This window comes from Arthrobacter sp. Y3224055 (assembly GCF_059090825.1).
The window spans coordinates 136617-159885 of record NZ_JBNHGB010000004.1; the positions used below are offsets into that span (position 1 = coordinate 136617).

At 65.1% G+C, this 23269-nt stretch carries 20 protein-coding genes; 17 read left to right on the top strand and 3 right to left on the bottom strand.

What is annotated here, in order from left to right; all coding sequences use genetic code 11:
• Window positions 1–4: 4 nt before the first annotated feature.
• The 4 genes from AC5RTY_RS11165 (at window position 5) to AC5RTY_RS11180 (ending at window position 4263) form a co-directional block, all read left to right on the top strand.
• A complete protein-coding gene (locus AC5RTY_RS11165) occupies window positions 5–664 on the top strand; it encodes a TetR/AcrR family transcriptional regulator (RefSeq protein ID WP_494139546.1) in 660 nt (219 codons plus the stop codon).
• Complete coding sequence (locus AC5RTY_RS11170; RefSeq protein WP_494139547.1) at window positions 610–1530, top strand: glycosyltransferase family protein; 921 nt, start codon at window positions 610–612, stop codon at window positions 1528–1530. The genes AC5RTY_RS11165 and AC5RTY_RS11170 overlap by 55 nt, the downstream gene beginning before the upstream one ends.
• 372 nt (window positions 1531–1902) lie before the next feature.
• On the top strand, window positions 1903–3168 hold the full coding sequence (locus AC5RTY_RS11175) for a glycosyl hydrolase (RefSeq protein ID WP_494139548.1): 1266 nt from the start codon (window positions 1903–1905) through the stop codon (window positions 3166–3168).
• Between the two features lie 216 nt (window positions 3169–3384).
• A complete protein-coding gene (locus AC5RTY_RS11180; protein ID WP_494139549.1) occupies window positions 3385–4263 on the top strand; it encodes a PaaX family transcriptional regulator in 879 nt (292 codons plus the stop codon).
• Window positions 4264–4372: 109 nt separating this feature from the next.
• On the opposite strand, the gene AC5RTY_RS11185 is transcribed toward AC5RTY_RS11180, so the two are convergent.
• The gene (locus AC5RTY_RS11185) at window positions 4373–4858 is read right to left on the bottom strand and encodes a cupin domain-containing protein (RefSeq protein ID WP_494002127.1); all 486 of its coding nucleotides are present in this window, start codon (window positions 4856–4858) and stop codon (window positions 4373–4375) included.
• Window positions 4859–5061: 203 nt separating this feature from the next.
• On the opposite strand from AC5RTY_RS11185, the gene AC5RTY_RS11190 reads away from it, so the two are divergent.
• The 6 genes from AC5RTY_RS11190 (at window position 5062) to AC5RTY_RS11215 (ending at window position 12521) form a co-directional block, all read left to right on the top strand.
• Window positions 5062–6150 (top strand): MBL fold metallo-hydrolase, encoded by a 1089-nt coding sequence (locus AC5RTY_RS11190; RefSeq protein WP_494139550.1) that lies wholly within the window; start codon window positions 5062–5064, stop codon window positions 6148–6150.
• Window positions 6147–7634: an MFS transporter gene (locus AC5RTY_RS11195; RefSeq protein WP_494139551.1), complete on the top strand. Its 1488-nt coding sequence runs from the start codon at window positions 6147–6149 to the stop codon at window positions 7632–7634. The genes AC5RTY_RS11190 and AC5RTY_RS11195 overlap by 4 nt, the downstream gene beginning before the upstream one ends.
• Window positions 7635–7728: 94 nt before the next feature.
• A complete protein-coding gene (locus AC5RTY_RS11200; RefSeq protein WP_494139552.1) occupies window positions 7729–8187 on the top strand; it encodes an acyl-CoA thioesterase in 459 nt (152 codons plus the stop codon).
• Complete coding sequence (locus AC5RTY_RS11205) at window positions 8184–9065, top strand: PaaX family transcriptional regulator (protein WP_494139553.1); 882 nt, start codon at window positions 8184–8186, stop codon at window positions 9063–9065. Before AC5RTY_RS11200 ends, AC5RTY_RS11205 begins: the two co-directional genes overlap by 4 nt.
• Before the next feature lie 281 nt (window positions 9066–9346).
• Window positions 9347–10702, top strand: a complete 1356-nt coding sequence (locus tag AC5RTY_RS11210; protein ID WP_494139554.1) for an MFS transporter — start codon at window positions 9347–9349, stop codon at window positions 10700–10702.
• A gap of 115 nt (window positions 10703–10817) precedes the next feature.
• Window positions 10818–12521 (top strand): thiamine pyrophosphate-binding protein, encoded by a 1704-nt coding sequence (locus AC5RTY_RS11215; protein WP_494139555.1) that lies wholly within the window; start codon window positions 10818–10820, stop codon window positions 12519–12521.
• A gap of 98 nt (window positions 12522–12619) precedes the next feature.
• Here the strand turns inward: AC5RTY_RS11215 and AC5RTY_RS11220 are convergent, their stop codons facing one another.
• On the bottom strand, window positions 12620–13036 hold the full coding sequence (locus tag AC5RTY_RS11220; RefSeq protein ID WP_494002134.1) for a RidA family protein: 417 nt from the start codon (window positions 13034–13036) through the stop codon (window positions 12620–12622).
• 136 nt (window positions 13037–13172) lie between these two features.
• Here AC5RTY_RS11220 and AC5RTY_RS11225 point away from each other — a divergent pair, with 136 nt between their 5' ends.
• The 6 genes from AC5RTY_RS11225 to AC5RTY_RS11250 all read left to right on the top strand — a co-directional run bounded on the left by AC5RTY_RS11225 (window position 13173) and on the right by AC5RTY_RS11250 (window position 20529).
• A complete protein-coding gene (locus AC5RTY_RS11225; RefSeq protein WP_494002135.1) occupies window positions 13173–14084 on the top strand; it encodes a fumarylacetoacetate hydrolase family protein in 912 nt (303 codons plus the stop codon).
• Between the two features lie 40 nt (window positions 14085–14124).
• Window positions 14125–14607, top strand: coding sequence for a cupin domain-containing protein (locus AC5RTY_RS11230; RefSeq protein ID WP_494002136.1), 483 nt, complete (start codon window positions 14125–14127; stop codon window positions 14605–14607).
• Complete coding sequence (locus tag AC5RTY_RS11235; protein WP_494127810.1) at window positions 14604–15512, top strand: acyl-CoA thioesterase; 909 nt, start codon at window positions 14604–14606, stop codon at window positions 15510–15512. Before AC5RTY_RS11230 ends, AC5RTY_RS11235 begins: the two co-directional genes overlap by 4 nt.
• 98 nt (window positions 15513–15610) lie before the next feature.
• Window positions 15611–17257, top strand: a complete 1647-nt coding sequence (locus AC5RTY_RS11240) for an AMP-binding protein (RefSeq protein ID WP_494139556.1) — start codon at window positions 15611–15613, stop codon at window positions 17255–17257.
• 23 nt (window positions 17258–17280) lie between these two features.
• On the top strand, window positions 17281–19671 hold the full coding sequence (locus AC5RTY_RS11245) for a bifunctional salicylyl-CoA 5-hydroxylase/oxidoreductase (protein WP_494139557.1): 2391 nt from the start codon (window positions 17281–17283) through the stop codon (window positions 19669–19671).
• 15 nt (window positions 19672–19686) lie between these two features.
• The gene (locus tag AC5RTY_RS11250; RefSeq protein WP_494127813.1) at window positions 19687–20529 is read left to right on the top strand and encodes an alpha/beta hydrolase family protein; all 843 of its coding nucleotides are present in this window, start codon (window positions 19687–19689) and stop codon (window positions 20527–20529) included.
• A 47-nt stretch (window positions 20530–20576) separates the two neighbouring features.
• Here the strand turns inward: AC5RTY_RS11250 and AC5RTY_RS11255 are convergent, their stop codons facing one another.
• Window positions 20577–22541 (bottom strand): transglycosylase domain-containing protein, encoded by a 1965-nt coding sequence (locus tag AC5RTY_RS11255; RefSeq protein WP_494139558.1) that lies wholly within the window; start codon window positions 22539–22541, stop codon window positions 20577–20579.
• Window positions 22542–22925: 384 nt separating this feature from the next.
• On the opposite strand from AC5RTY_RS11255, the gene AC5RTY_RS11260 reads away from it, so the two are divergent.
• The gene (locus tag AC5RTY_RS11260; protein ID WP_494127815.1) at window positions 22926–23252 is read left to right on the top strand and encodes a cupin domain-containing protein; all 327 of its coding nucleotides are present in this window, start codon (window positions 22926–22928) and stop codon (window positions 23250–23252) included.
• Window positions 23253–23269 lie beyond the last annotated feature (17 nt).

Sequence of the window (23269 nt, forward strand, 5' to 3'; positions counted from 1 at the left end):
TAACATGAAATCCGTGCAGGACACGGGAGCCCGGGGCTACCGGATGGGCAAGCGGGCCGAAACAACCGCGGCCACGGCTGACCGGATCCTGACTGCCACGGTGGAGCTCTTCACCGCGGAAAGCCTGGCCGGCGTGACCCTTGGCAAGGTGGCCGAGCGCGCGGACACTACGGTCCAGACGATCATCCGCCGGTTCGGCGACAGGGACGGCCTGCTGGGAGCGGCCGCGGAACGGGCCAGCGCGGAAGTAGCCCGGGCCCGCGGTGCGGTCGAACCGGGTGACGCGGCCGCCGCCGTCGTCAATCTTGTGGAGCACTATGAGCACGTGGGGCGGACTGCCTTGCGCATGCTCGCGGAGGAGGGCGGTTCGGACTTTATGCGCCGCATCACGGGGGAGGGGCGTGCCTTTCACCGGCGGTGGTGCGCCCGGGTTTTCGCCCCGTCCTTGGAAGGGCTGGAGAATGCGGACCGGCGCCGCCGGCTGGCCCAATTCGTCGCCGTTTGCGACGTCTACACCTGGAAGCTGCTCCGGCTCGACGCGGGCCTCAGCCGCCACCAGACGGAAAAAGCACTGCTCGAGATGCTCGAGCCCCTCATCGGGAGGACGCCATGTCCACCATCCTTGCGTACACCTCGCCCGCGCTCGGGCACCTCTACCCGCTGATCCCGCTGCTGCAGGAACTGGGCCGGCGGGGGCACGACGTCCACCTGCGCACCCTGGAATCCCAGCTGACGGCCGTCCGTGCCCTTGGCATCCGCGCGGAAGCGATGGACCGGCGGGCCATCACCGAGATCGAGGACTACCGGGCCGGGAACACCCGAGAGGCCCTCGCCGCCTCGGCCAACACTTTCGTTACGCGGGGCCGGTTCGACGGGCCGGATATGCGCGCGGCGATGGACGGCGTGCGTCCGGACCTACTGGTGGTGGACATCAACGCGTGGGGCGCCCGCATGATGGCCGAATCCTCCGGCCTGCCGTGGGTGCTGTTCAGCCCGTACACCCCTCCCCTCAGATCGCAGGGCACCCCGCCGTTTGGGCCGGGGCTGCGTCCCTTGAGCGGTCCGTTGGGGCGGATTCGCGACGCCGCCGTCCGCCCGCTGGTGATCGGCGCCGTGGAGCGGCTGGTGCGTCCGGGCATCAACGCCCTGCGGGCCGAGTTCGGGCTGGGCAGCATCAAAACCGCCGACGAGTTCTTCCGCCTGGCGCCGTTGATGCTGGTGGCCACCGCCGAGCCGTTCGAGTACCCGCACCCCGACTGGGGCGACCGGATCCGCATGATCGGTGCCCTGTCTTGGGAACCACCCGCCGAACCGCCGGCCTGGCTCGCCGGGACCACCGGGCCGCTGGTGCTGGTGACGACCTCCTCGGAGTACCAGGCGGACGAAGCGCTGGTCCGCGCCGCGGTCGACGGTCTTGCCGGCGAACCCTACACGGTGGCCGTGCCGCGCAGGGCCTCCGGCGACAGCTTCTTCACCGACAAGCGGGTACCGGCCCCACAGGCGACCACCCGGGCGGCGACCTCCAGTTAAGGTCCGCCAGACAATCTCGATGGCCGACGGTGCCCGCCGGGTCGCGGCCGGCTACGACGCCGCCGGGGGAGCTCCTGCCGGTGCGGACGCTATGGAGGAGTTGCTGCGGCGGGGCGTTGGTGTGGGATAACCGTTTTGGGTGGGGGGGGGGCTCATCGGTTTGCAGCACAGACACGGCAACGGGGTGGCGCGGAGTCAGTGCGGCCGGATTCCAGTCCACCCTTGATGGTCAGGACGCAAGGGGCGGGAACCGATCCTGATTGCTCGTTTGACCAACGAGAGGGCGTTCAGGTAGTGTTGCGCCCCACACGCGGCCGCAGGCCCAGCGGCTTCTCCTCCCCGTCTCGTATTCCTTCACGTGAGAGTCCCTCCATGCGCCTGGCCTTAAAAATGATGCTGATCCCGGTCCTTATGGCGCTCGCGCTCCTGGGCGGAGGGGTTGTCCCCGCTCAGGCAGCCACGGCCGCGATAACTCTCAGTCCCTCATCCGGACCGGCAGGGACCTCCGTCACGGTGACCGGCACAGGCTTTCCCAAGAAGTCCTCCGGAACAATCTCGGGAGGAACAGAGCCTGTCCCCTTCCTCTCAAGTGCCTCGGGATACTTCCGTACCACGCTGGTTATCCCTGCGACCGAGCAGGCAACTGTCTCCATCGAGGCTAAAGCCGGCGCCACCCGCGCCTCCGCTCCCTTCACGCTCACCTACAGCAGCCCCTCGGTGACACAGGAGGAACCGGCGCCGCCCCAGCAGTCTCCCGCCCCCACCGCGCCATTGATCAGCAAGGCGCCGCTTCGCTTTGGCTTGGGAACGCCCGGTGGACCGCTGGCTTCGGCCGAACTGGACGCAGCGGCTGCCCTGGTTGGCGAAGCACCGTCGATCATCCTCTCCTACAAGGACTTCAACCAAGCCCCGCCCATCACCGAATTGGAAGCGGTCCGCTCCCGCGGAGCTCATACCTTGCTCACCTGGGAGCCCTGGACCTGGGGCGGAGGCACTGCACAACCCGCCTACTCGCTGGACCGGATCACCGCCGGAGACTTCGACCCCTACCTCCGCGAATGGGGTACCGCGCTGGCTAAGTGGGGCCACCCTGTGATGCTGCGCTTCGGCCACGAGATGAACGGAAACTGGTACCCCTGGTCCGAGGGAATCAACGGCAATACGGCCGGGGACTATGCTGCCGCTTGGCGGCACGTGCACGACGTCGTCTCTTCCACCGGCGCCCGGAACATCACCTGGGTCTGGAACCCGAACGTCCCCTACGCCGGATCTACCCTCTTGGATGGTCTCTACCCGGGCGCGGGTTACGTGGATGCGGTTGCCCTCGACGGCTACAACTGGGGAACCGCAGTCGCGTGGAGCACTTGGACCCCGCCGTGGGCGCTGTTCGCCGACGGGCTCGGACAACTCCGGTCGCTGGCCCCGGGCAAGCCCATCCTCATCGCCGAAACGTCCTCCGCGGAAGAGGGCGGCTCCAAGGCGGCCTGGAACAAGGACCTTGTCTACTACCTGTCCCAGCAGCCCGACATCACCGCCCTGGTCTGGTTCCACTACAACAAGGAAACGGACTGGCGCATCGACAGCAGCAAAGCGTCTGCCACTGCGCTCGCCGAAGCCCTGGCCGCCCGGCCCAAATAGCGAACGGACGTGCGAGCTTCCCACTAATCTGGATAATCCGGCAGCGCCGACCCTGAAATCCTGCACGCTCTGCTGGCCGAGCGGCCGGATGGGGCGCGACGTTACACAGCAGCATCTGGTCTTCAGCGCGCACGCGACGAGCCAGTCCGACCGTCGCTGCCGCCAGGTGCAGCCCATCGCCAGCGACTTAGGATGGGAGGCGCACGGAGTATGAGGGTGCGCAGTCAAGAGGAGGACCCAATTCCCGCCACCGCGCCACGGACGCAGCGCCCACAGCTGCAGCAATTGCTGGTCACGCTCTACGGTCTTTATGCGGGAGGCGCCGGAGCGTGGTTGCCGGTCTCTGTGCTGGTGGCCATGTTGGCGGATCTGGGCGTGGACGGCCAAGCGGCGCGGTCGACCATTTCCCGGCTGAAGTCAAAGGGTGTGCTGTCCGGCCGGCGGGTCGACGGCGTGTCCGAATACGCCCTTTCCGAAGGGGTGCTGGATATTTTCCATGCCGATGACCAGCGGATCTTCGCACCGGAACGGTCACGGCCGGACGATGCCTGGGCTTTGGTGGTGTTTTCCGTGCCGGAGGCGGAGCGAAACCGCCGGTACGAACTGCGCGCGGAACTGACCAGCCTGGGCTTCGGATTTGTGGCGGCGGGTGTGGCGATCGCTCCCACTACGGTGATGGAGCAGGCTATGCGCCGGCTGGCTGACCGCGGCCTTGACCGCTACACGGAGTACTTTGCCGGAAGCTACCTCAAAGAGGGCGACATCCGCGAGCACGTGCAGCAGTGGTGGGACCTGGCGCTGCTTGAGCGCCAGTACGAAGATTTTCTACAGTGCTACTCGCTCCCGGCGGACGAGTGGCAGCGCCGGACCGCAGCAGGTGAGCGGCCGCATCCGCGCGAGGCTTTCAGCCTGTACGTGCCGATGCTGACTCAGTGGCGAAGGTTCCCCTACCGGGACCCGAACTTGCCCTTCGAATACTTGCCAGAAGGCTGGAAAGCACCGCAAGCCAAACAAGTGTTCCTGACCCTGGACGGCATCCTCCGTGCTCCGGCGGCCGACCGTGCACATGCGTTGTTGGGAACACCAGTTCCCTGAGCCAGTTCAGTACCCGTACCCCGAATGATCGCCGATGCCGGTGCCCTGCCTGCGGGAGGAGGGCACCGGCGTCGTGATGACAGGATCACCCCGGCCGCTGAAGCGGAGATTACGCGCCGGGAACGCTGCCCTCGGGCAGGAAGTTTACGTCGTGCAACGCCGATCGGCGGACAACTTCTTCCGGATCGCTGAGGTCGTGCAGCTGGTCGAATAGCTGGGCAAGCCGGCCTGACGGGCTGACCCAGAAGAGAGCCTTGCCCGGGGTTTCTCCCTTGTTGTAGTAGGCGTGCGGCAGATCCCGGGGCATGCGGACGGTGTCGCCCGGGCCCGCGGTGGTCCACTCGCCGTCGAGGTACAACGTGTAGACGCCTTCCATCACGTAGATGTGCTCGTCCTGAGTCGGGTGGACGTGCGGCGGCACGCCCGTTCCGGTGGGATCCAGCGACAGCCACGCAAAGCTTGTGGCGCTTTCCGACTTGGCCAAGTAGGTGTGTCCGAGGACGTTCCAGGTTTTGTTACCCATGGCTTCGCTGGCCAGAGTTATGCCCTTGGGCAGGTCTCCCAGAACGATTTCCTGATCCTGTTGCGCCTGCATGGCGGCTCCTTTCGTTGAACGAACTGTGCAGCCAGCATGGCAGGCTGACGGTTTATATGCAATAGGTATTGCGATCGCAAAAGTAGCTCCATATGATGTGTGTCACGCTTCGATCGCTACCAGGCCGGGGCGCGTCACGACGCCGCCACATCACCTTTCCGGGCGGCTCCTTTCCCGCCCACCTACCGAAGGAAAGAGGGCACATGGCTACAGCACCGCAGGGTATGAGCGTTCACACGCTTGGAACGGGAGGCGGTCCGATTGTCTCCAGCAGTCGCGCAGGAACCAGCACCGCCATCCGCGTAGACGACGCTGTCTACGTGGTGGACTGCGGGATGGGCAGCATCCGCAACTACCGATCCAGCTCCACGTGGGGTGAACTGCGGGGGATTTTCCTGACTCACCACCACTCGGATCATGTGTACGACCTGGGTTCGTTCCTGGTCACCGGTTGGCAAGTCCCCGGGGAGTCCTTCAGCCGGCAGATCCAGATTCTGGGTCCGGGCCGTCCGGAGCGTGTACCGGCTCTGGATGACGATCATGCCGGGCAGATCGGCACCCGGTTAGGCAACCGCGGCATGACAGGTACCCGCGAGATGGTCGACGCTCTGCTGGACAAGGTTTTCGCGTCTGACATCTGCATCCGGATGGCCGATGAAGGGCGTGCCGACCCGAACGACTGGGTGGTTGCCGCAGATATCGAGATACCAACATCGGCGGCCGCAGACCCTGTCTACAACCGGCATCCCGAGATGGAGCCCTTCGAGATCTACCGGGACGACAAAGTGGCCGTCAGCGCCATTCTGGTGGACCACCGGTTGTGTTTCCCGGCCTTCGCCTACCGTTTCGACTCGGCGTACGGGTCGGTGGTGATATCGGGCGATACAGCCTTTTCGGAGAACTGCATCCGGCTGGCGCAGGGTGCCGAGCTGCTGCTGCACGAGGTGATGGATCTGGAAGCCATCCTTGCGACCTTCCCGGACGGGCCGACCCGCAACGGCATAGAAGTCCACCTGCGTGAATCGCACACCCCGTACACCGAAGTGGGCAAGGTAGCCGCACGCGCCGGCGTGGGGCGGCTGGTGCTGCACCACGTGGTGCCGAACACGCCGGGCGCGGCAGACACACAAAAAATGCAGGAGGCCGCTGCCGCCGACTTCGGTGGCCCTGTGGACGTGGCCGAAGACAATGACGTCTTCGTCCTGCCACCGCAGTTCCCGGCTGGTGCACCGTCCGTGACGGGGGCAGGGTCGTCCGTGGCCGCAGCCAAGACCATGGAGGTCGGAGTATGAGCGCGCAGCAGGCCCGGCAGGTGTCCGGGCAAGAAGAGCCGATCCCGCCGCACACCCTCCGGGCCGCGGTCAAGTATGGCCGGATGAATCGTCGAGCCTGGCTGGTCACGGGGGCGCTGGTGGTTTTTCAGATCATCAACTTCGCGGACAAGGCGGTCCTCGGCCTGGTTGCAGCGCCCGTAATGCAGGAACTCAACCTGAGTGCCGGTGAGTTCGGCTTCATTGGCAGCGCGTTCTTCTTTCTCTTCGCGGCAGCTGCCGTGGCCGTGGGCTTCCTGGCCGGCAAGGTGCCGACGCGTTGGATCCTGCTGGCCATGGGTATTTCCTGGGCGGTGCTGCAGTTCCCGATGCTCTTCGGCGGCGGCGCGGCCGTCCTGTTGGTTACCCGGATCATCCTGGGCGCCGCAGAGGGGCCGGCCACTCCCATCAGCCTGCAGCACGTCCACGGCTGGTTCCCGGCCAAGGAGCGGGGGCTGCCCAGCAGCATGGTCGCCATCGGCTCCACGCTGGGGCCCATCATTGCAGCTCCGGTGCTGGCCTGGATCATCGCACATCCCGATCTGGGCTGGCGCTGGGCCTTCGGATTTCTGGGAATCGTGGGGTTGCTGTGGTCGCTTGCCTGGCTGTTCATAGGACGCGAAGGTCCCTATAGCCACACTGCCACGTCAGAGTCCGGAAAGGCGGGCGGCGAGGAGCCAACTGTTGCTGCCGCGGCGGCGGGAGCGGAACGGACTGCGCCCGCTCCCACGACCGCAAGTATCGCTGACCGTTCGGACCTGCTCAAGATAGTGCCGATCCGACGTGTGCTCGGCACTCGCATGTTCCTGTGCGCTGTCCTGGCGGGAGCCGGTTGCTTCTGGGCGCAGGGATTCCTGACCACCTGGTCGCCCAAATACCTCGCTTCGGTCGTCGAGCTTTCACCCGAGATGATTGGGCTCGTCTCCACCTTCCCCTGGGTCCTCGGCGCGCTGGCGCTGCTGGTGCTCGGCTACACCTCCCGGTTCCTCATGCAGCGCGGTGTGACCGTTCGCTGGGCACTCGGAGCGCTGTTCGGGGCATCGCTGCTGTGTTCGGGTGTGTGTTTCCTGGTGCTGCCGCAGGTCGGCGGCGCGGCAGCGGTGGTCTTTGTGACGCTTGGCGCGGGCCTGGCGCTGGTCTTTCCGCTGGCTCCGACGGCCCTGGCCTTCAGCGTCTGCGCCAAGCAGCGTGGCGCCGTCATGGCCACCTTGACCGGTTTGGCCTCGCTCGGCGGCGTGATCGCTCCGGCCATGGTCGGCAGCCTCATGGACCGTGCCGGCTATGTTATAGGCCCCAAGGGCGTTGCCGATACCGGCGAAATGGCGGCCCGGCTGGCCGCGGGGATGAACTCGGCATTCTGGATGATCGGCATCTACCTCGTCGCGGTCGGGATCCTGAGTGTGATCATGCTCAACCCGGACCGCACGGCAAACCGGCTGCAGCAGCGGTTCGTGTTCAACGGCTGAACGGGCGGAAGGCCGCCGTCGTCTATCGACCCGGCAGGGCGCTCCGTCACCGTTGCGCCATAGGATGGACATGGTCTGCAGTGAAGGGAGAACCATGGAGGCGAACGACGGCGGCCTGCCGGAGGTCAGCATCGAACGGACCGTCGAGTGGGTCGATACCGACGCGGCCGGCCACCAGCACAATTCCGTAATCATGCGGTGGGTGGAGGCTGCTGAGGCCGAACTGTTCCGTCGGCTGCAGTTGCCCGATTACTTCCCCAGCGCCCCGCGCGTGCAGCAGGTGATCAACTACCGGGCCAAGCTGTGGTTCGGCCAGCGGGTGACCGCCCGGTTGTCCGTGCAGCAGTTAGGCCGGACATCCCTGACGTTCGCGTTCGAGGTCCACGGTCAGCCGCATGAACAGTCGCCGGGCGGTCTGGCGGCCGACGGAACCTTCACCACTGTTTACGTACCGGCCGACAGCGGCGGCGCGCAGCCGTGGCCCGACCACATGCGCGCCGCCATCTGCGGTGCGGGCTTCCGGTCCGCGGATGCGGGAATCCTAGAGGCATGATGGAGATTCCAGCGCCGCAACTGCAGCACCAGCAGTTGATTCTCACCATCTACGGCTTGTATGGGCGGCGAGGCGGATCCGCGCTGCCCGTGTCGGTGCTGATCGATATGCTTGGCGACCTGGGGCACGACGCCCCGGGCGTGCGTTCAGCGGTCTCGCGCATGAAGGCCAAGGGCGTGCTCAACAGCGTTCGCAGCGGTGGAGCGGCGCGATACGAGCTGTCGCCGCGCTCGCTGGAGATAGTGCAGGAAGGCGATGAGCGCATTTTCGCGCCGCAGCGAGGGGGGCCGGAGGGACGATGGGTGCTGGCGATTTTCTCGGTGCCGGAGTCTATGCGCGATCGCCGTCACCAACTTCGCACCGAACTGGCTCGGCTTGGTTTCGGGTCCATGTCGGCGGGGGTTTGGATCGCTCCGGCCGCAGTCCGGGAGAGCGCCCGGCGGCGGCTCGAAGACCGCGGTTTGGCCGGGTACGTGGAATTCTTCACGGGCGAGTACTCGGAAGGGCCGGATATGCGTGCCAAGGTGGCTCAATGGTGGGACCTCGACGCGTTGGCCGCTCAAATCAATGAATTTCTGGACTACTACGGTGGATCGCTGGCAGCGTGGACGGAGCGCGTCGGAGACGACGCCGCACAGGCGCTGGCCGCGTCGGATGCCGAAACCACACGGGACGCTTTCCGGTACTACGTGCCCATGCTGACGTTGTGGCGGCGTCTGCCGTATCGGGATCCCGGCCTACCGCTGAAGTACCTGCCTGAAGGTTGGCGCGGTCCGGACGCGCGGCAAACCTTTTTCGGAGTTCATCGCTTGATCGGCCCGCTGGCCGAGGCCCACGCCCAGTCGTTGGTCGCTGGCGCCGCCGGGGCTAAGTCTTGACGGCATAAGCTGCCGATCGCCGGTACGGTGTGGGGCTTAGGCGTCTGCCGGCCACGCCGACCGGTTGCAAGCCGAGCCAGCGGGACGCCTGCCCGTCCTCAAAGTTCATGTGCGGAAATCTGGTGACGCCCGTCACAAGCCTGTGTTATGTTGTGCCAGTATGACGCTCGTAAAGATGTCGGCATATGCCTTGGGTGGTGCAGTTGAACCGCACAACGGCAGTCCTGCCCGTCCCGTAGAGCACTCGCCCACTTCGTCCCGAATGATGAATTGAGATCCGAATGACAACTACATCCCCGCCCGTTTTCAGGGTGCCGCCCAAGGCAACGAAGACGGTGCTTTTTTGCTGCTGGCTGGCCATCTTGGCGGAAGGCTACGATGTCGGCGTCCTTGGTGCTGTCCTGCCGGCGCTCGCGGAGTACCGTGCCTGGGACCTTACGCCGTTGGAGCTCGGTGGACTCGGAGCCTACGCCCTGGTTGGAATGCTCATCGGTGCTCTATTCATCGGCACCCTTAGCGATATGTACGGGCGCAAAAAGATGCTGTTGGTCTCAATGGTCATCTTCACCCTGACACAAGCAGGTGCCGCGGTCGCTCCGACGCCGGAAATCTTCGGTCTTTTCCGACTCATCGGCGGCCTTGGCATGGGCGGCGTCATTCCCGTGGCCGCCGCGCTGACAATCGAGTATTCGGCTCCGAAAAAGCGTTCGTACAATTACGGACTCATGTACTCCGGCTACTCGCTGGGCATCGTTGCCGCTGCGCTCATGGCGCTCTTCTTGCTCCCGGTGGCCGGTTGGCGCTGGGTGGTCGCCATCGGCGCCGTCCCGGTTCTACTCTTGCCGGTTATCGCCAAGCTGCTGCCGGAGTCGCTGGACTATCTGGAGGCCAGCGGAAAGCGGCAGCGGGCTGAGCTTTTGGCCGGCCGATTGGGAATAGCTCCTTATGTTCCGACCGTGCCGACGAAGCCAGTCGAAGAAGGCAAGACCGACCCCTGGTGGCGGACCATCACTACGATGTTCTCTTCCCGGTACTTGCGCTCCACAGTATTCTTCTGGATTTCCCTTTTCTGCGGCATGGTCCTGGTCTACGGGCTGAACACCTGGCTGCCTTCCATCATGAAATCCGCCGGCTACGACCTCGGTTCCTCTCTGACCTTCCTGTTGGTGTTCAGCCTCGCCTCCGCTGCCGGAGGGCTGGCCTTGGGCAAGGCTGCAGACAAGTACGGTCAGAAGCTCATTCTGGTGGTCTTCTACCTCCTCGGGGGTTTGGGCATCCTGCTGCTGATATTCCCCGGGAACATGGTGGTCAATCTCCTGTTTGTCGCGTTCGCCGGTATCGGCTCCATCTCTACCTCGCTGGTGCTGACTGGCTACATTGCCGACTACTATCCCGCCAACATGCGTGCCACCGCCACGGGATGGGCGTTGAGCTTCGCTCGCATCGGAGCGATCTCCGGCCCACTGATTGGTGGATGGATCGGAAGCGCCGCACTGCCCTTCGAATGGAACTTCATCATTTTTGCGGGCGTCGCCGTTGTTGCGGCGGTAGCAGTGGCTTTGATTCCGAAACGTATTACGCCGACATTGCCGTCGGCGAAGCAAGGCGGGGAAACTGCGGACGTTAGCGTCCGCTAGCCCTACTGCTGAGCGCGGAAATGCCTCGGAGCCCAGCCGGAGCCGAGGCATTTCCGCCATTTGATCGTTGCTGCGGGCGCCGAGCTGGACTGGCCCGTATCCGAAGGGAGACGTCTTGACCATTACGACCAACAACCAACAGGCACACCCGCAAGCCGATATCCGCCAACCCGTGAACGTCGCAGAGCTCGTCGGCTATACCTTGGCACGGCTGGGGGCGGGTCATGTTTTTGGGGTAGTGGGCAGCGGCAACTTCACTGTCACCAATGCGTTGCGCCGCTACGGGGTACCGTTCACCGCCGCCCGGCACGAAGCCGGCGCAGCGACCATGGCCGACGCTTACGGGCGGATGTCCGGAAGGGTGGGCATAGCCTCCACCCACCAAGGCTGCGGGCTGACCAATGCTGTCACCGGAATCGGGGAAGCCGCTAAGAGCCGCACTCCGATGATCGTGCTGACAGCGGATACGGCGGCCTCGGCCATCCGTTCCAACTTCAAGATCGACCAAGATGCCTTGGCACGCAGTGTCGGTGCCGTCGCCGATCGCATCCATTCCCCGGAGAGCGCCATAGCGGACACCGTCCGTGCATTCCGTACCGCTGTCAATGAACGCCGGACAGTGGTGCTGTCGCTGCCCACGGATATTCAGGCGGCAACCGTGCCTGACGAGCTGCCCGTTCTTGAACATCGCCCGGTGCCGCAGGCCGTTCGTCCAGACGTCGCATCGACCTCCCGGTTGGCCGGATTAATTCGGCGCGCCCAGCGTCCGGTTTTTGTCGCCGGCCGCGGCGCCCGTGGAGCAGGCCAGCAGATTTCGGCGCTTGCCGCAGCCTCCGGTGCGCTGGTGGCGACCTCAGCAGTGGCACATGGGCTCTTCGCCGGGGATCCCTTCAATCTCGGAATATCCGGAGGATTTTCCTCCCCCTTCACTGCCGAGACCATTGGCAATGCGGATTTGATAGTCGGCTGGGGCTGCGCGCTGAACATGTGGACCATGCGGCACGGATCCTTGATCGGGCCAAACACGCTGGTGGCCCAGGTCGATCTGGAGGATTCGGCCCTCGGCGCCAATCGGCCCATCGAACTGGGCGTACTGGGTGACAGCGCCGAGACCGCCAAGGCCGTACTGGAAGCGCTGCAGGCCGAGGGCTACCAGGCCACCGGACTGCGTACCCCGGAGATGGCCGCGCAGATCTCCGCCCATGCCCGCTGGAACTCCGTGGCGACGGAAGACCTGTCCACCGATGAGGTCATCGACCCACGGGTCATCAGCCGGGAGTTGGACAAGATTCTCCCGGCTAACCGTCTGGTGTCCATCGACTCCGGAAACTTCATGGGTTACCCCAGCAATTACCTGTCCGTGCCGGACGAATTCGGATTCTGCTTCACCCAGGCATTCCAATCCATCGGACTCGGGCTTGCGACTGCCATCGGCGCCGCCACAGCCCGCCCGGACCGCCTGCCAGTCCTGGGCACCGGGGACGGTGGCTTCCTGATGGGGATCGCAGACCTGGAGACAGCAGTGCGGGAGCGGATCCCGTTGGTGGTCATCGTCTACAACGACTCCGCTTACGGCGCCGAGGTCCATCACTTCGACGTAGGGGACGAGGAACTTGAGGTGGTCCGGTTCCCGCTCGTGGACATCGCCTCGATAGCCAGAGGCTACGGGGCCGAAGCCGTCACCGTTACCGGCTTGGCCGACCTGGCGGCGGTTTCGGCGTGGCTTGCGGGTCCGCGGGCGGAGCCGCTGGTCATCGACGCGCGGATTGCCTCCGACGGCGGTGCCTGGTGGCTTGCCGAGGCATTCAAGGGGCATTGACCGCCGGCGCTGCCGAGGTGCGGTCGGCCACGACCGCAAAAAAGTGTGGGAGGGCGGAAAACTCCGCCCTCCCACAGGATTTGGCTCTGCGTTTTAACTCAGCGCTCCGGTATCACCGCGATGCCTTGGATCTCGATCAGCGCTTCTTTCTGCCACAAACGCGAGACGCCGATGCCGGCCATCGCCGGATACTCTGTCCCCGCCATCTCCCGCCACAGGCGCCCGATTTCCCGGCCGTTGGCCAAGTAATCGTCCACATCGGTGAGGTAGATGGTCACGCTGACCAGGTCTTCCGGGCGTCCGCCGGCTTCCTCCAGCGTGACGAGCACGTTGGAGAACGCTTGGCGGAACTGTTCCACAATGCCGCCCGGGACAATCTGCATGTCCTTGTCCAGCGCGGTCTGGCCGCCTAGGAAGACCGTGTTTCCGGCCAGGATTCCATGCGCGTAGCCGGATGGCTTGGGTAGTGAAGCGGGATTGATGGTGCGGTTCCCAAGGGCTGACTGATGGCTCATGTGTTCTCTCCTGGCGTTGATGGGTCGGTGTGGTCAGTTTGGAAAAAACTCTGGTGCAGATCGCTTCGATCGTGTACGTTGAGCATATGTGACGGCCGTAAAAAAGTCGACACATTGAAAACGAAGGAGAAACCGCATGAAACTAGCCACCTTGCGAACCGGCCCCGGCAGCACCACGGCAGCCGTCCAAATAGCGGCCGGCGCCTATGTGCCGTTGCCGGCCTCCGATGTGGGAGCCTTGCTGGCGACGCCGGGCTGGCGTGCGGTGGCCGAGGAGGCCGTGCGCACCGCCGCGGGCGCGGCCGTCGTCCGGCCCGGGGACCGCGAACTGGCACCGGTGGTGCCGCGGCCGGGCAAGGTGATTTGCTGCGGTCTGAACTACGGCGACCACATCCAGGAAATGGGCCGCGAGCTGCCCGAGTATCCGACGCTGTTCGCCAAGTTCGCGGACACCCTGGCCGGGCCGGAGGACCAACTCACGGTAGCCGGCAGCGAGAACGTCGACTGGGAGGCCGAGCTGGCCGTGGTGGTGGGGGCCACTCTGACCCGCGCCGACGAGGACCAGGCTGCGGCCGCCGTTGCCGGCTACACCGTGGCCAACGATGTCTCCATGCGGGACTGGCAGCGCCGGACCCTGCAGTGGTTCCAAGGCAAGGCTTTCGACGCGAGCACGCCGCTGGGACCGGTGCTGGTTACCGCTGACGAATTCGACGGAAGCGGAGTAGAGGTCCGCGGCTACGTGAACGGCGAACTGGTGCAGCGCGGCCACACCCGCACGCTGGTGTTCGGTCCGGCCAAGCTGCTGTCCTATATTTCGCAGTTCACCACGCTGCGCCCGGGCGACGTGGTCCTGACCGGCACACCCGGGGGAGTGGGCATGGGCATGGTTCCGCCGCGCTTCCTGGCCGACGGCGACGTGCTCAGCACCGAGATCGACGGCATCGGCCGCCTGACTAACCTGATCCGCATCCAGTCCGCCGACGGCTTGTCGGAGCCCGCACCAACACTTTCAGAAACAACGACGGCGGTGCCAGCCGCCCGCGGCTAAGGCGCCTTTCCCATTCACCCCCTTCAACAGAGGAGCAACTATGACTGAAGCAGCCATCGAATACCGCACCGAGGGCGACAACTCGGTCTATGCCGGAGCGGACGGGAAGGTGGTCCCGGTCGTCACCAAATCCGGCAGCGAGGACACGAACACCGCACAGTCCGGTGATTGCGTCCGGGTCTCCGGTGTCTCGATCCAGCACACGCCGGCCACCAAGATCTGGTTCGGCCAGGTCTCCAACGTTCCCGGCTACCGCTCGCTGCCCCACCACCACGGAGAGGCCGAAACCGGCGGTTACGTGCTGCGCGGCCATGGCCGGATCTACTTCGGCGAGGGCTACTCCGAGTTTGTGGACATGAAGGCCGGCGACTGGGTCTTCGTGCCGCCGTTCATGCCGCACGTGGAAGCGAACATGTCCGTCACAGAAGAACTGGTCTGGCTCACCGCCCGCACGCCCGAGAACATCGTGGTCAACCTGGAAGAGGTTCCGGACGAGACGCTGGAAGGATACCGCCGGGCATGAACACCGTAACTGCCCAGGACACCCTGGCGCCCACGTCCGAGACCTTCCTGCGCGCCGTCGAACTGACTGCCGTTGAACCTCAAGTCCACGACCAAGCCTACGAGGCGACCACCCAGTACGTGCCGTGGCCCAAGGCCTACGGCGGCGACATGGTGGCCCAGGCTGCAGCGGCCATGATGCGTTCGGTGGGCGAGGACCGGCAGCTGCATTCGATGCACAGTTACTTTATGCGCCCGGTTGATATTGGGGCCGTGGTCCGCTACGAAGTGGAGAAGCTGCGCGACGGTCGCGGCTACTCCACCCGCAGTGTGCGGGGCTGGCAGGACGGCAAGACCGTGTTCGCCGCCATGGGTTCCTTCCAGGTGCCCGAGGACGGCCCGGAATTCCAGCCGGAGATGCCGGCCAACGTGGACCCGGAGTCGTTGCGCAGCGCCGCCGACGTGCTGGCCGGCGTCGAAGGCGACGCCGCGGCCTACTGGTCGCGGGGGCGCAGCTTCGACATGCGGCACGTGCCCGGCCCGGTGTATCTGGAGATCGAGGGCGAACAGGTGCCGCAGCAAGCTGTCTGGGTGAAGGCATTCGGGCAACTGCCTGACCAAGCCGACGAGCGTGCCACCCGGGACCTGCACCGTACTGCGCTGGCCTACGTCTGCGACTACACCATCCTGGAGCCGATCCTGCGCGCGCAGGGCCACCACTGGGCGGAGCCCGGACTGGTGACCGCAAGCCTGGACCACTCCATGTGGTTTCACCGCGACGGACGCGTTGACGACTGGGTGCTGTACGTCCAGGAAGCGGTTTCCGGCCAGCGCAACCGCGGGCTGGCCACCGGCCGGTTCTTCGACCGTGACGGCCGCCTTCTGGCCACGGTCGCGCAAGAAGGCATGATCCGCACGGCGCGCTGAGCCTGGCGGAGGCACGTGAACCATCCACCTGCCTCCGCTCTGGCCGCCTCACCCGCTCTTTTATCTCCCCGCCCATTCTTCTCTCCGAAAGGAACGCCATGGAGCTTTCCCCGTCAGCTCATGTGGACTCGTTCACGCGCGACCACCTGCCGCCCGTTGAGCAGTGGCCAATCCTGGAATTCACCCTTCCCGAACTGCAGTATCCGGACCGACTTAACGCTGCCACGGTGCTCATCGATGAGGCCGTAACCGCCTTCGGGAGCGAGCAGCCCGCCCTGCATACTCCGGACGGCCAGACGTGGAGCTACGGCCAACTGCAGCAGCGCGCCAACCAAGTGGCGCAGGTGCTCACCGAGGATTTCGGCGTGGTGCCGGGTAACCGTGTCCTGCTGCGCGGCCCCAATAACCCCTGGCTGGTGGCCGCCTGGTTGGGCGTGCTCAAGGCCGGTGCCGTCGTCGTCACCACGATGCCGGTGCTGCGCGCCAGTGAAGTCGCCACCATCTCCCGGTTGACCCGTCCCTCCGCAGCGATCACTGATGCTCGCTTTGCTGATGGACTTGCCGAGGCGGTCGGGGAAGGCATCGCCGTCATGACCTACGGGGCGGACGACCCCGATGACCTCACCGTCAGGTGTGCTGCCAAGAGCGGCAAATTCGACGACGTTGACACAGCGGCGGACGACGTTGCCCTGCTTGGGCCGACCTCGGGTACGACCGGCACGCCGAAGATCACCATGCACTTCCACCGCGACATCCTGGCTAACGCGGACACGTTTGCCCGGTATATCTTGCAGCCCACGGCCGACGACGTGTTCGCGGGATCTCCGCCTCTGGCGTTTACGTTCGGGCTGGGTGGTTTGGTGGTCTTCCCGCTGCGCTTTGGGGCTTCCTCGCTCCTCACTGAACGGGCCACCCCGGTGCAGTTGGCGGAACAGGCAGCCAATGCCGGCGCTACCGTGCTTTTCACGGCACCCACCGCGTACCGCGCAATCCTAAAGGAAGGTCGGGCGGACCTCCTCCGGGGGCTGCGCATAGCGGTGTCTGCAGGAGAGCATCTGCCCAAGGAGACGTGGGAGGCGGTCCATGAGGCCACCGGGCTATCCCTGGTCAACGGGATCGGTTCCACCGAGATGCTGCATGTGTTCATTTCTGCCGCTGGAGACGACATCCGCCCCGGGGCCACGGGGATTGCGATCCCGGGTTTTCGTGCCAAGGTGCTGGACGACGACGGCAACGAAGCCCCCGTCAACCAGCCCGGGAAGCTGGCCGTTATCGGCCCGACCGGTTGCCGCTATCTGGACGACCCGCGGCAGGCAAACTACGTGCAGAACGGCTGGAACATAACCGGCGACACGTTTCTGCGCGACGAGGAAGGCTACTTCGTCTACCAGGCCCGGTCGGACAACATGATTGTCTCGTCCGGCTACAACATCGGGGCCCCCGAGGTGGAAGCGGCGATCGACCAGCATCCGGACGTGGTGGAGAACGCCGTGATCGGTCGGCCGGATCCAGAACGCGGCAGCGTCGTCTGCGCCTTCGTGGTGCTGCGCGAGGGTGCGGTCGGCGACGACGCCACACGCAAGGATATCCAGGACTTCGTCAAGGCAACCATCGCGCCTTACAAATACCCGCGGGACATCAGGTTCGTGACCGAACTGCCGCGCAATCCCAGCGGAAAACTTCAGCACTTCAAACTCCGCGAGCAGGCCGGCCAAGGGGCAGACCTGGCCGGCAGCCCGGCTTAGACCAGACCGGAAGGACAACAGACATGAAAATCGCAATTGTGGGAGGCGGCCCCGGCGGCCTGTACTTCGCAGCCCTGATGAAGCAGTTGGACCCGGCGCACGAGGTGACCGTCTGGGAGCGCAACGCGGCTAATGACACCTTCGGTTTCGGCGTGGTTTTTTCGGACGAAACCCTGGGCGGGATCGGCAACGCGGACCCTGTGGTGGCCGAGTATATGAGCCGCCGATTCGCCCGCTGGTCCGACATCGACATTCACTACCAGGGCGAAACCATCGCCGTGGGCGGCCAAGGTTTCGCTGCCATGAGCCGCAAAGAACTGCTCGAACTGCTGCAGCACCGCTGTGCGGAACTCGGTGTGGACCTGCGCTTCTCAACCCTGGCACCTCCGGTGGAGGAACTCGAAGCCGGCTATGACCTGGTGCTGGCAGCAGACGGCGTAAACTCCCAGATCCGCTCGAAGTACGCCGACTCGTTCGGCCCCAATCTGGACCCGCGGCCGAACAAATTCATGTGGTTGGGTACCGACCTGGTCTTCGAAGCCTTCAAGTTCTTTATCAAAGAGACCGAGCACGGGGTCATGCAGATCCACGGCTACCCGTTCTCCGATCAGGGCTCCACGTTCATCGTGGAAATGCCCGAGGACGTCTGGCGCGCTGCCGGCTTCGATGAAACCGAGAACGAGGTGTTTGCCCCGGGCGTCTCCGATGAGAAAGCGATCGCGAAGATCCGGGAGATATTCGCTGACGAGCTTGAGGGCCATCAGGTACTGGCCAACAATTCCAAGTGGCTGAACTTCACCACGGTCCGGAACAGCAGTTGGCGGCACGGCAACGTGGTGCTGCTCGGCGACGCCGCGCACACCGCACACTTCTCCATCGGCTCCGGCACAAAACTGGCCATGGAGGATGCCCTGGCCCTGGCGGCTTGCCTCCACGAACACCAGGATCTGGAGACGGCGCTGGGAGCCTATGAAACCGAGCGGCGGCCAGTGGTCGAATCTACCCAACGCGCCGCGCAGGCGTCACTCGAATGGTTCGAACGCGTGGGCCAATACACCGGGCAGGACCCGGTCCAGTTCACCTTCAACCTGCTCACCCGCAGCCGGCGCATCACGCAGGACAACCTGCGGCTGCGCGATCCGGAATTCGCTCTGAAAGTCGAGGAACACTTCGCCACCTCGCAGGGTCTGGAATCAGTCGCGCCGGCGATGTTCCAGCCGTACCGCATAGGCGGCTTGGAGCTGAAGAACCGCATCGTGGTCTCGCCCATGGATATGTACTCCGCCACCGATGGGATGCCGGCTGACTTCCACAAGGTGCACCTGGGCAGTAAGGCCATGGGCGGCGCCGGCCTGGTCATGACCGAGATGGTGTGCGTCTCGGCAGAAGGCCGTATCACTCCGGGCGACACGGGGCTCTACACGGATGAACAGCGCGACGCATGGGAAGACATTGTCGAGTTCGTCCACGGGCATTCCGACGCCAAGATCGGCGCCCAGATCGGCCACGCGGGCCGCAAAGCGTCCACCAAGCTGATGTGGGAAGGCATCGATCAGCCGCTGGATTCGGGCAACTGGGAGGTCATCGGCCCGTCCCCGCTGCCCTACGGACCGGACAACCAGGTTCCTCGGGAAATGGATCGTGCCCAGATGGATAAGGTCGTGGCAGACTTTGTCGCCGCCACACGTCGGGCAGACGAGGCCGGATTCGACTTGTTGGAAGTGCACGCGGCCCACGGTTATCTCCTCTCCTCCTTCCTGTCCCCGGTGGCCAACCACCGGACGGACGAGTACGGCGGCAGCGTGGAGAACCGGCTGCGCTTCCCGCTGGAGGTCTTCGAGGCGGTGCGGGCTGCGTGGTCGGCGGAGAAACCGCTGACGGTACGCATCTCAGCGACCGACTGGATCGACGGCGGCAACACGCTGGATGAAGCTGTCCAAATCGCCAAGGCGTTTGCGGCCCACGGCGCCGATGGAATTGATGTATCCACCGGCCAGATCGCTAAGGGGGAGAAGCCTCAGTTCGGCCGTAGCTACCAGACGCCGTATGCGGACCGGATCCGCCAGGAAGTGGCAGTTCCCGCGGGCATCGCTGTCATCGCTGTGGGAGCGATTTCCACTTACGACGACGCGAACTCGATCCTGCTGGCCGGGCGCGCCGACCTGATCGCTCTGGGACGAACACACCTGTATGACCCGCACTGGACGCTGCACGCGGCTGCGGAGCAGGACTACCGGGGCGACGGCGTCGCGTGGATCCCACAATTCCGGGCCGGACGGCGCAAACCGCCGAGCGCGCGCACGGACGCGGTCCGCCCGCGACTCTCCCTCATCCGGGAGGTTAACGAGACGGCGGACAACCCGCATCTACGCTGGAAGCCGTTGCGCCCGGCTGAGCCCGCACTGGCAGGCTAAGGTGCGTGGCGTCTGATGACCGACGACGGTTGGCCGGGGCAACGTCCCGGGCCAACCGTCATCGGTCACATTCGTATCCGCCAAGGCGAGCAGGCCGAAAGGGAAGGTTCAGTGAGCACACCCGCAGCAGAAATTCAGACGATCCACTACGGGCCGGAGGCGTCCCAGTGCGTTTTTTGCTGGAATCCAGCCGGCCACGCCGCCCCCGTCGGATTAGCCTTGCTGGTGCACGGCGGCTACTGGCGTGCCCAGTTCGATGCCTCGCTGATGGAACCCATGGCGTCCGACCTGAGCTCGCGTGGATGGGCGGTGGCGAACATCGAATACCGGCGCGGAGCGGCGGAGAGTGAGTGGCCTGAACCGCACGAGGACGTTGACGCGGCAATCCGCGCGGTCACTGAAAGCCCTTGGGCGCAGGAGATGCCCGGACCGCGGATTGCCATCGGTCATTCGGTGGGCGGGCAACTGGTCCTGCTGACCCGCGCGCCGGTTGACGCACTGGTTGCGCTGGCGCCTGTGACGGATGTGGCACGAACCTACGAAGAAAACCTGGCGGAAGGTGCCGTCGTCGAATATTTTGGCGCTGGCCGCCATGATTTGTACCGTGATGCATCACCGGTGCGGCATCGGCCGTCCTCCATCCCCACCTTGGTGGTGCATGGCGATGCTGACCTACGAGTGCCCTTGGACCACACCCGCGACTTCGTCCGCCAGGCCCGGACATATGGTGCCCAGGTCGAACTAAGCGTTCAGCCCGGCATGGACCACGTCCAACTCATTGACCCGCAGGCCGGACACTGGGACAAGGTTCTGACGTGGATCGATGAACAACAATCCCGGTTGGAAGGGGTGCCTTAACCGGGCCGCCATCGTCCGGCAGCGCTGATGCCAGCCCTGGCCGCTCGCTACCTCGTCATCGACCGGTGGGCCTCGGGCAGCTTTACCTTCTTCTCGCCCTTGAGCGCGCCGTCCATGGTTTCCTTCCACACCGGGGCGGCGACTTCGGAGCCGGTCAGGTCTGTGTAGGTCTTGCCGTAGGCCTTGACGCGTTTGAGCGGGTACTCCGCCCCGCCGCGCGGGTCGCCGAGCCAGACGGCGGCTGTGAGCTGCGGGGTGCCGCCCACAATCCAGTTGGCGGCGAAGTCGTTCGTTGTTCCGGTCTTGGCTCCGGCCTCCCGGTTTCCCTTGAGTTCGATGCGCGGCCCCAGGGTTCCTCGCGGGTTGAAGGGTTCCTTGAGCACATCGGCAACGGTGTCCGCGACAGCGGGTTTGATGGCGCGATGGCAATCCGGGTCCGGAACGGGCAGCTCTTTCTTCGTGTCGGTCTTGACTGCCTTGATGATGGTGACCGGTTTGCAGACCGTCCCGTTGCTCATGAAGGCGGCGTAGGCGCTGGCCATTTGCAGCGGCGTGACTTCGTAGGCGCCGAGGGCCAGCGAACCTTCCCTGCCGCTGAGCTTGTCGGGGTTGATGGACGTGATGCCCAGCTTGTTGGCCATCCTTGCCGCGTTGATGACGCCGACGCGCTCGACCAGCTTGATGAAGTAGATATTCACCGAGGCGCGGATGGCCTGGTACGCGTTGATGACTCCATAGTCGACGTTGTCGTAGTTGATGTACCCGCCCTTCGGGTTGTCCAGTTTCGGTGAACGGTAGGGGCCGTCCGCCCGGAACTTTTGGGAGGTGGGGATGCCCTGCGTGAGAGCCGTCGCGAGCACGATCGGCTTCATGGCCGACCCGACCTGGAAGGCGTGCCGGACGTAGACCACCTGGGTCTTGCCTTTGCCCTTGCCCCAGGCGCGGTTCTGCGCGATGGCGGCCACGTGGCCGGTTCCCGGTCGCACGACGGCGGTGCCCAGGGCCGCGCGGTTGTTGTTGCCCAGCGCCCTCTCCACGGCTTTTTGTGCTGCGTCGGCAGCCTTCCGGTCCAACGCGGTGGTCAAGGTCAGGCCGCCCAAGTTGAAGCGCTGCTCTCGGATTTCGGGGGTCTTGCCGAACGCCGGGTTGGACAGGAGTTCTTCGCGGGCCGCCTCGCAGTAGAACGGATACTTGGACCCGCCGCAACCGGATGGCACCTCGCCGCGCTTCACGCCCAGCGGGGCCTCGCGGGCGGCCTGCGCTTCGTCGGCCGGCAGTACTCCCTGCTTTTCCAGCACATCCAGCACGGTGTTGCGCCGCTCCGTGGCGGCTTCGGGGTTGGCGAACGGGTCGAAAGCCGTGGGCGCCTTGAGCAGCCCCACCAACAGGGCCGACTGTGCATAGTCGAGTTTGGCCGCCGGCGTGCTGAAGTAGTAGCGGGCCGCGGCCTCCACGCCGTAGGCACGGTTCCCGAAATAGACGGCGTTCAGGTAGCGCGTGAGGATCTCGTCCTTGGGCAACTGCTTTTCCAAGGCGACGGCATACTTCATCTCCCGGAGCTTGGCGTTGTAGGTGTTGCCTACAGCGACCTTGTCTTCCTCTTCGTTCCGCGCGTGGTTGACCAGCAGGTTCTGGACCAGCTGCTGGGTCAGGGTGGAAGCGCCCTGGACCTCGCTGTTGGTGGCGTTATGCATCAGTGCCCGGGCGATGCCCAGCGGGTCTACGCCGCCGTGTTCGTAGAAGCGGGCATCCTCCGTGCTGATCAGGGTTTTCTTGAAGGCCTCCGACACCTGGTCCAGCTCAACATCCACGCGGTTCTCGCTGGCGAACCGGGCGAATTCCTTGCCGTCCTTGTCCAGCAAAACCGTGTGCTGGGCCAACGGGCGATCCAGCGGCAGGTCGGTCGGCAGCTCTTGCCACATGTCCAGGACCGAATTGCCGACGGCGGACACGCCCACCGCCGCGGGTGCGACGATCGCCCCGGCCGCCAAGGCCGCGACGGCAACGCTCACCACCCACAAGTCGAGGCGCCGACGCCGGAGCTTCTTCTTCGGGCGGCGGGCAGACGCCATCAGTTCGTCGAGGTCGACCTGTTGAAACCTGTTTCGTCGAAAGGGCCACATGATGCGTTATGCGGGAAATCAACGTGACGGATGCATCCGCGCGCAGCCTTCGGGCGGGGCGTTGGGGAGCATTTCCTGACGCTGGATCCCACACCCCTCCTTCCCCGCAGTGGAGCAGTAGAGGAAATGGTAGAAGCTCAAAACCCCCTTCGGTAGGGGCCGGCCTACCCTGTTTTGGCCAGGGGAGGGGCGCCGGCGTGGAGGGCTGCTGCAGGATGGGCGAGGCGCCGGATAGGGTGGCCACGAACAGCCATTTCTGACCGAAGGAGAAACATGCAACGCGACGTGCAGACTGGTTTCGCGGACCAACAGACCGGTGGGCGCCCGCCGGCGGTGGCCACCGTGCAGATCGACAACCACCGGGTGACGGTCACCGAGTGGCGGTTTCCTCCCGGCGCGGAAACCGGCTGGCACGTGCATCCCGTGGACTACGTTGTGGTCCCCATGAGCACCGGGACCCTGACCCTGGAGACCAGCGAGGGGGCGTCGGCCAGCCAGTTGACCGCCGGCGTTTCCTACACGCGCACGGCAGGCAGCGAACACAACGTTGTCAACGAGTCCGACGACGACTTTGTGTTCGTCGAGATCGAGCTCAAGTAGGCGCTTGGCAGCAGCCC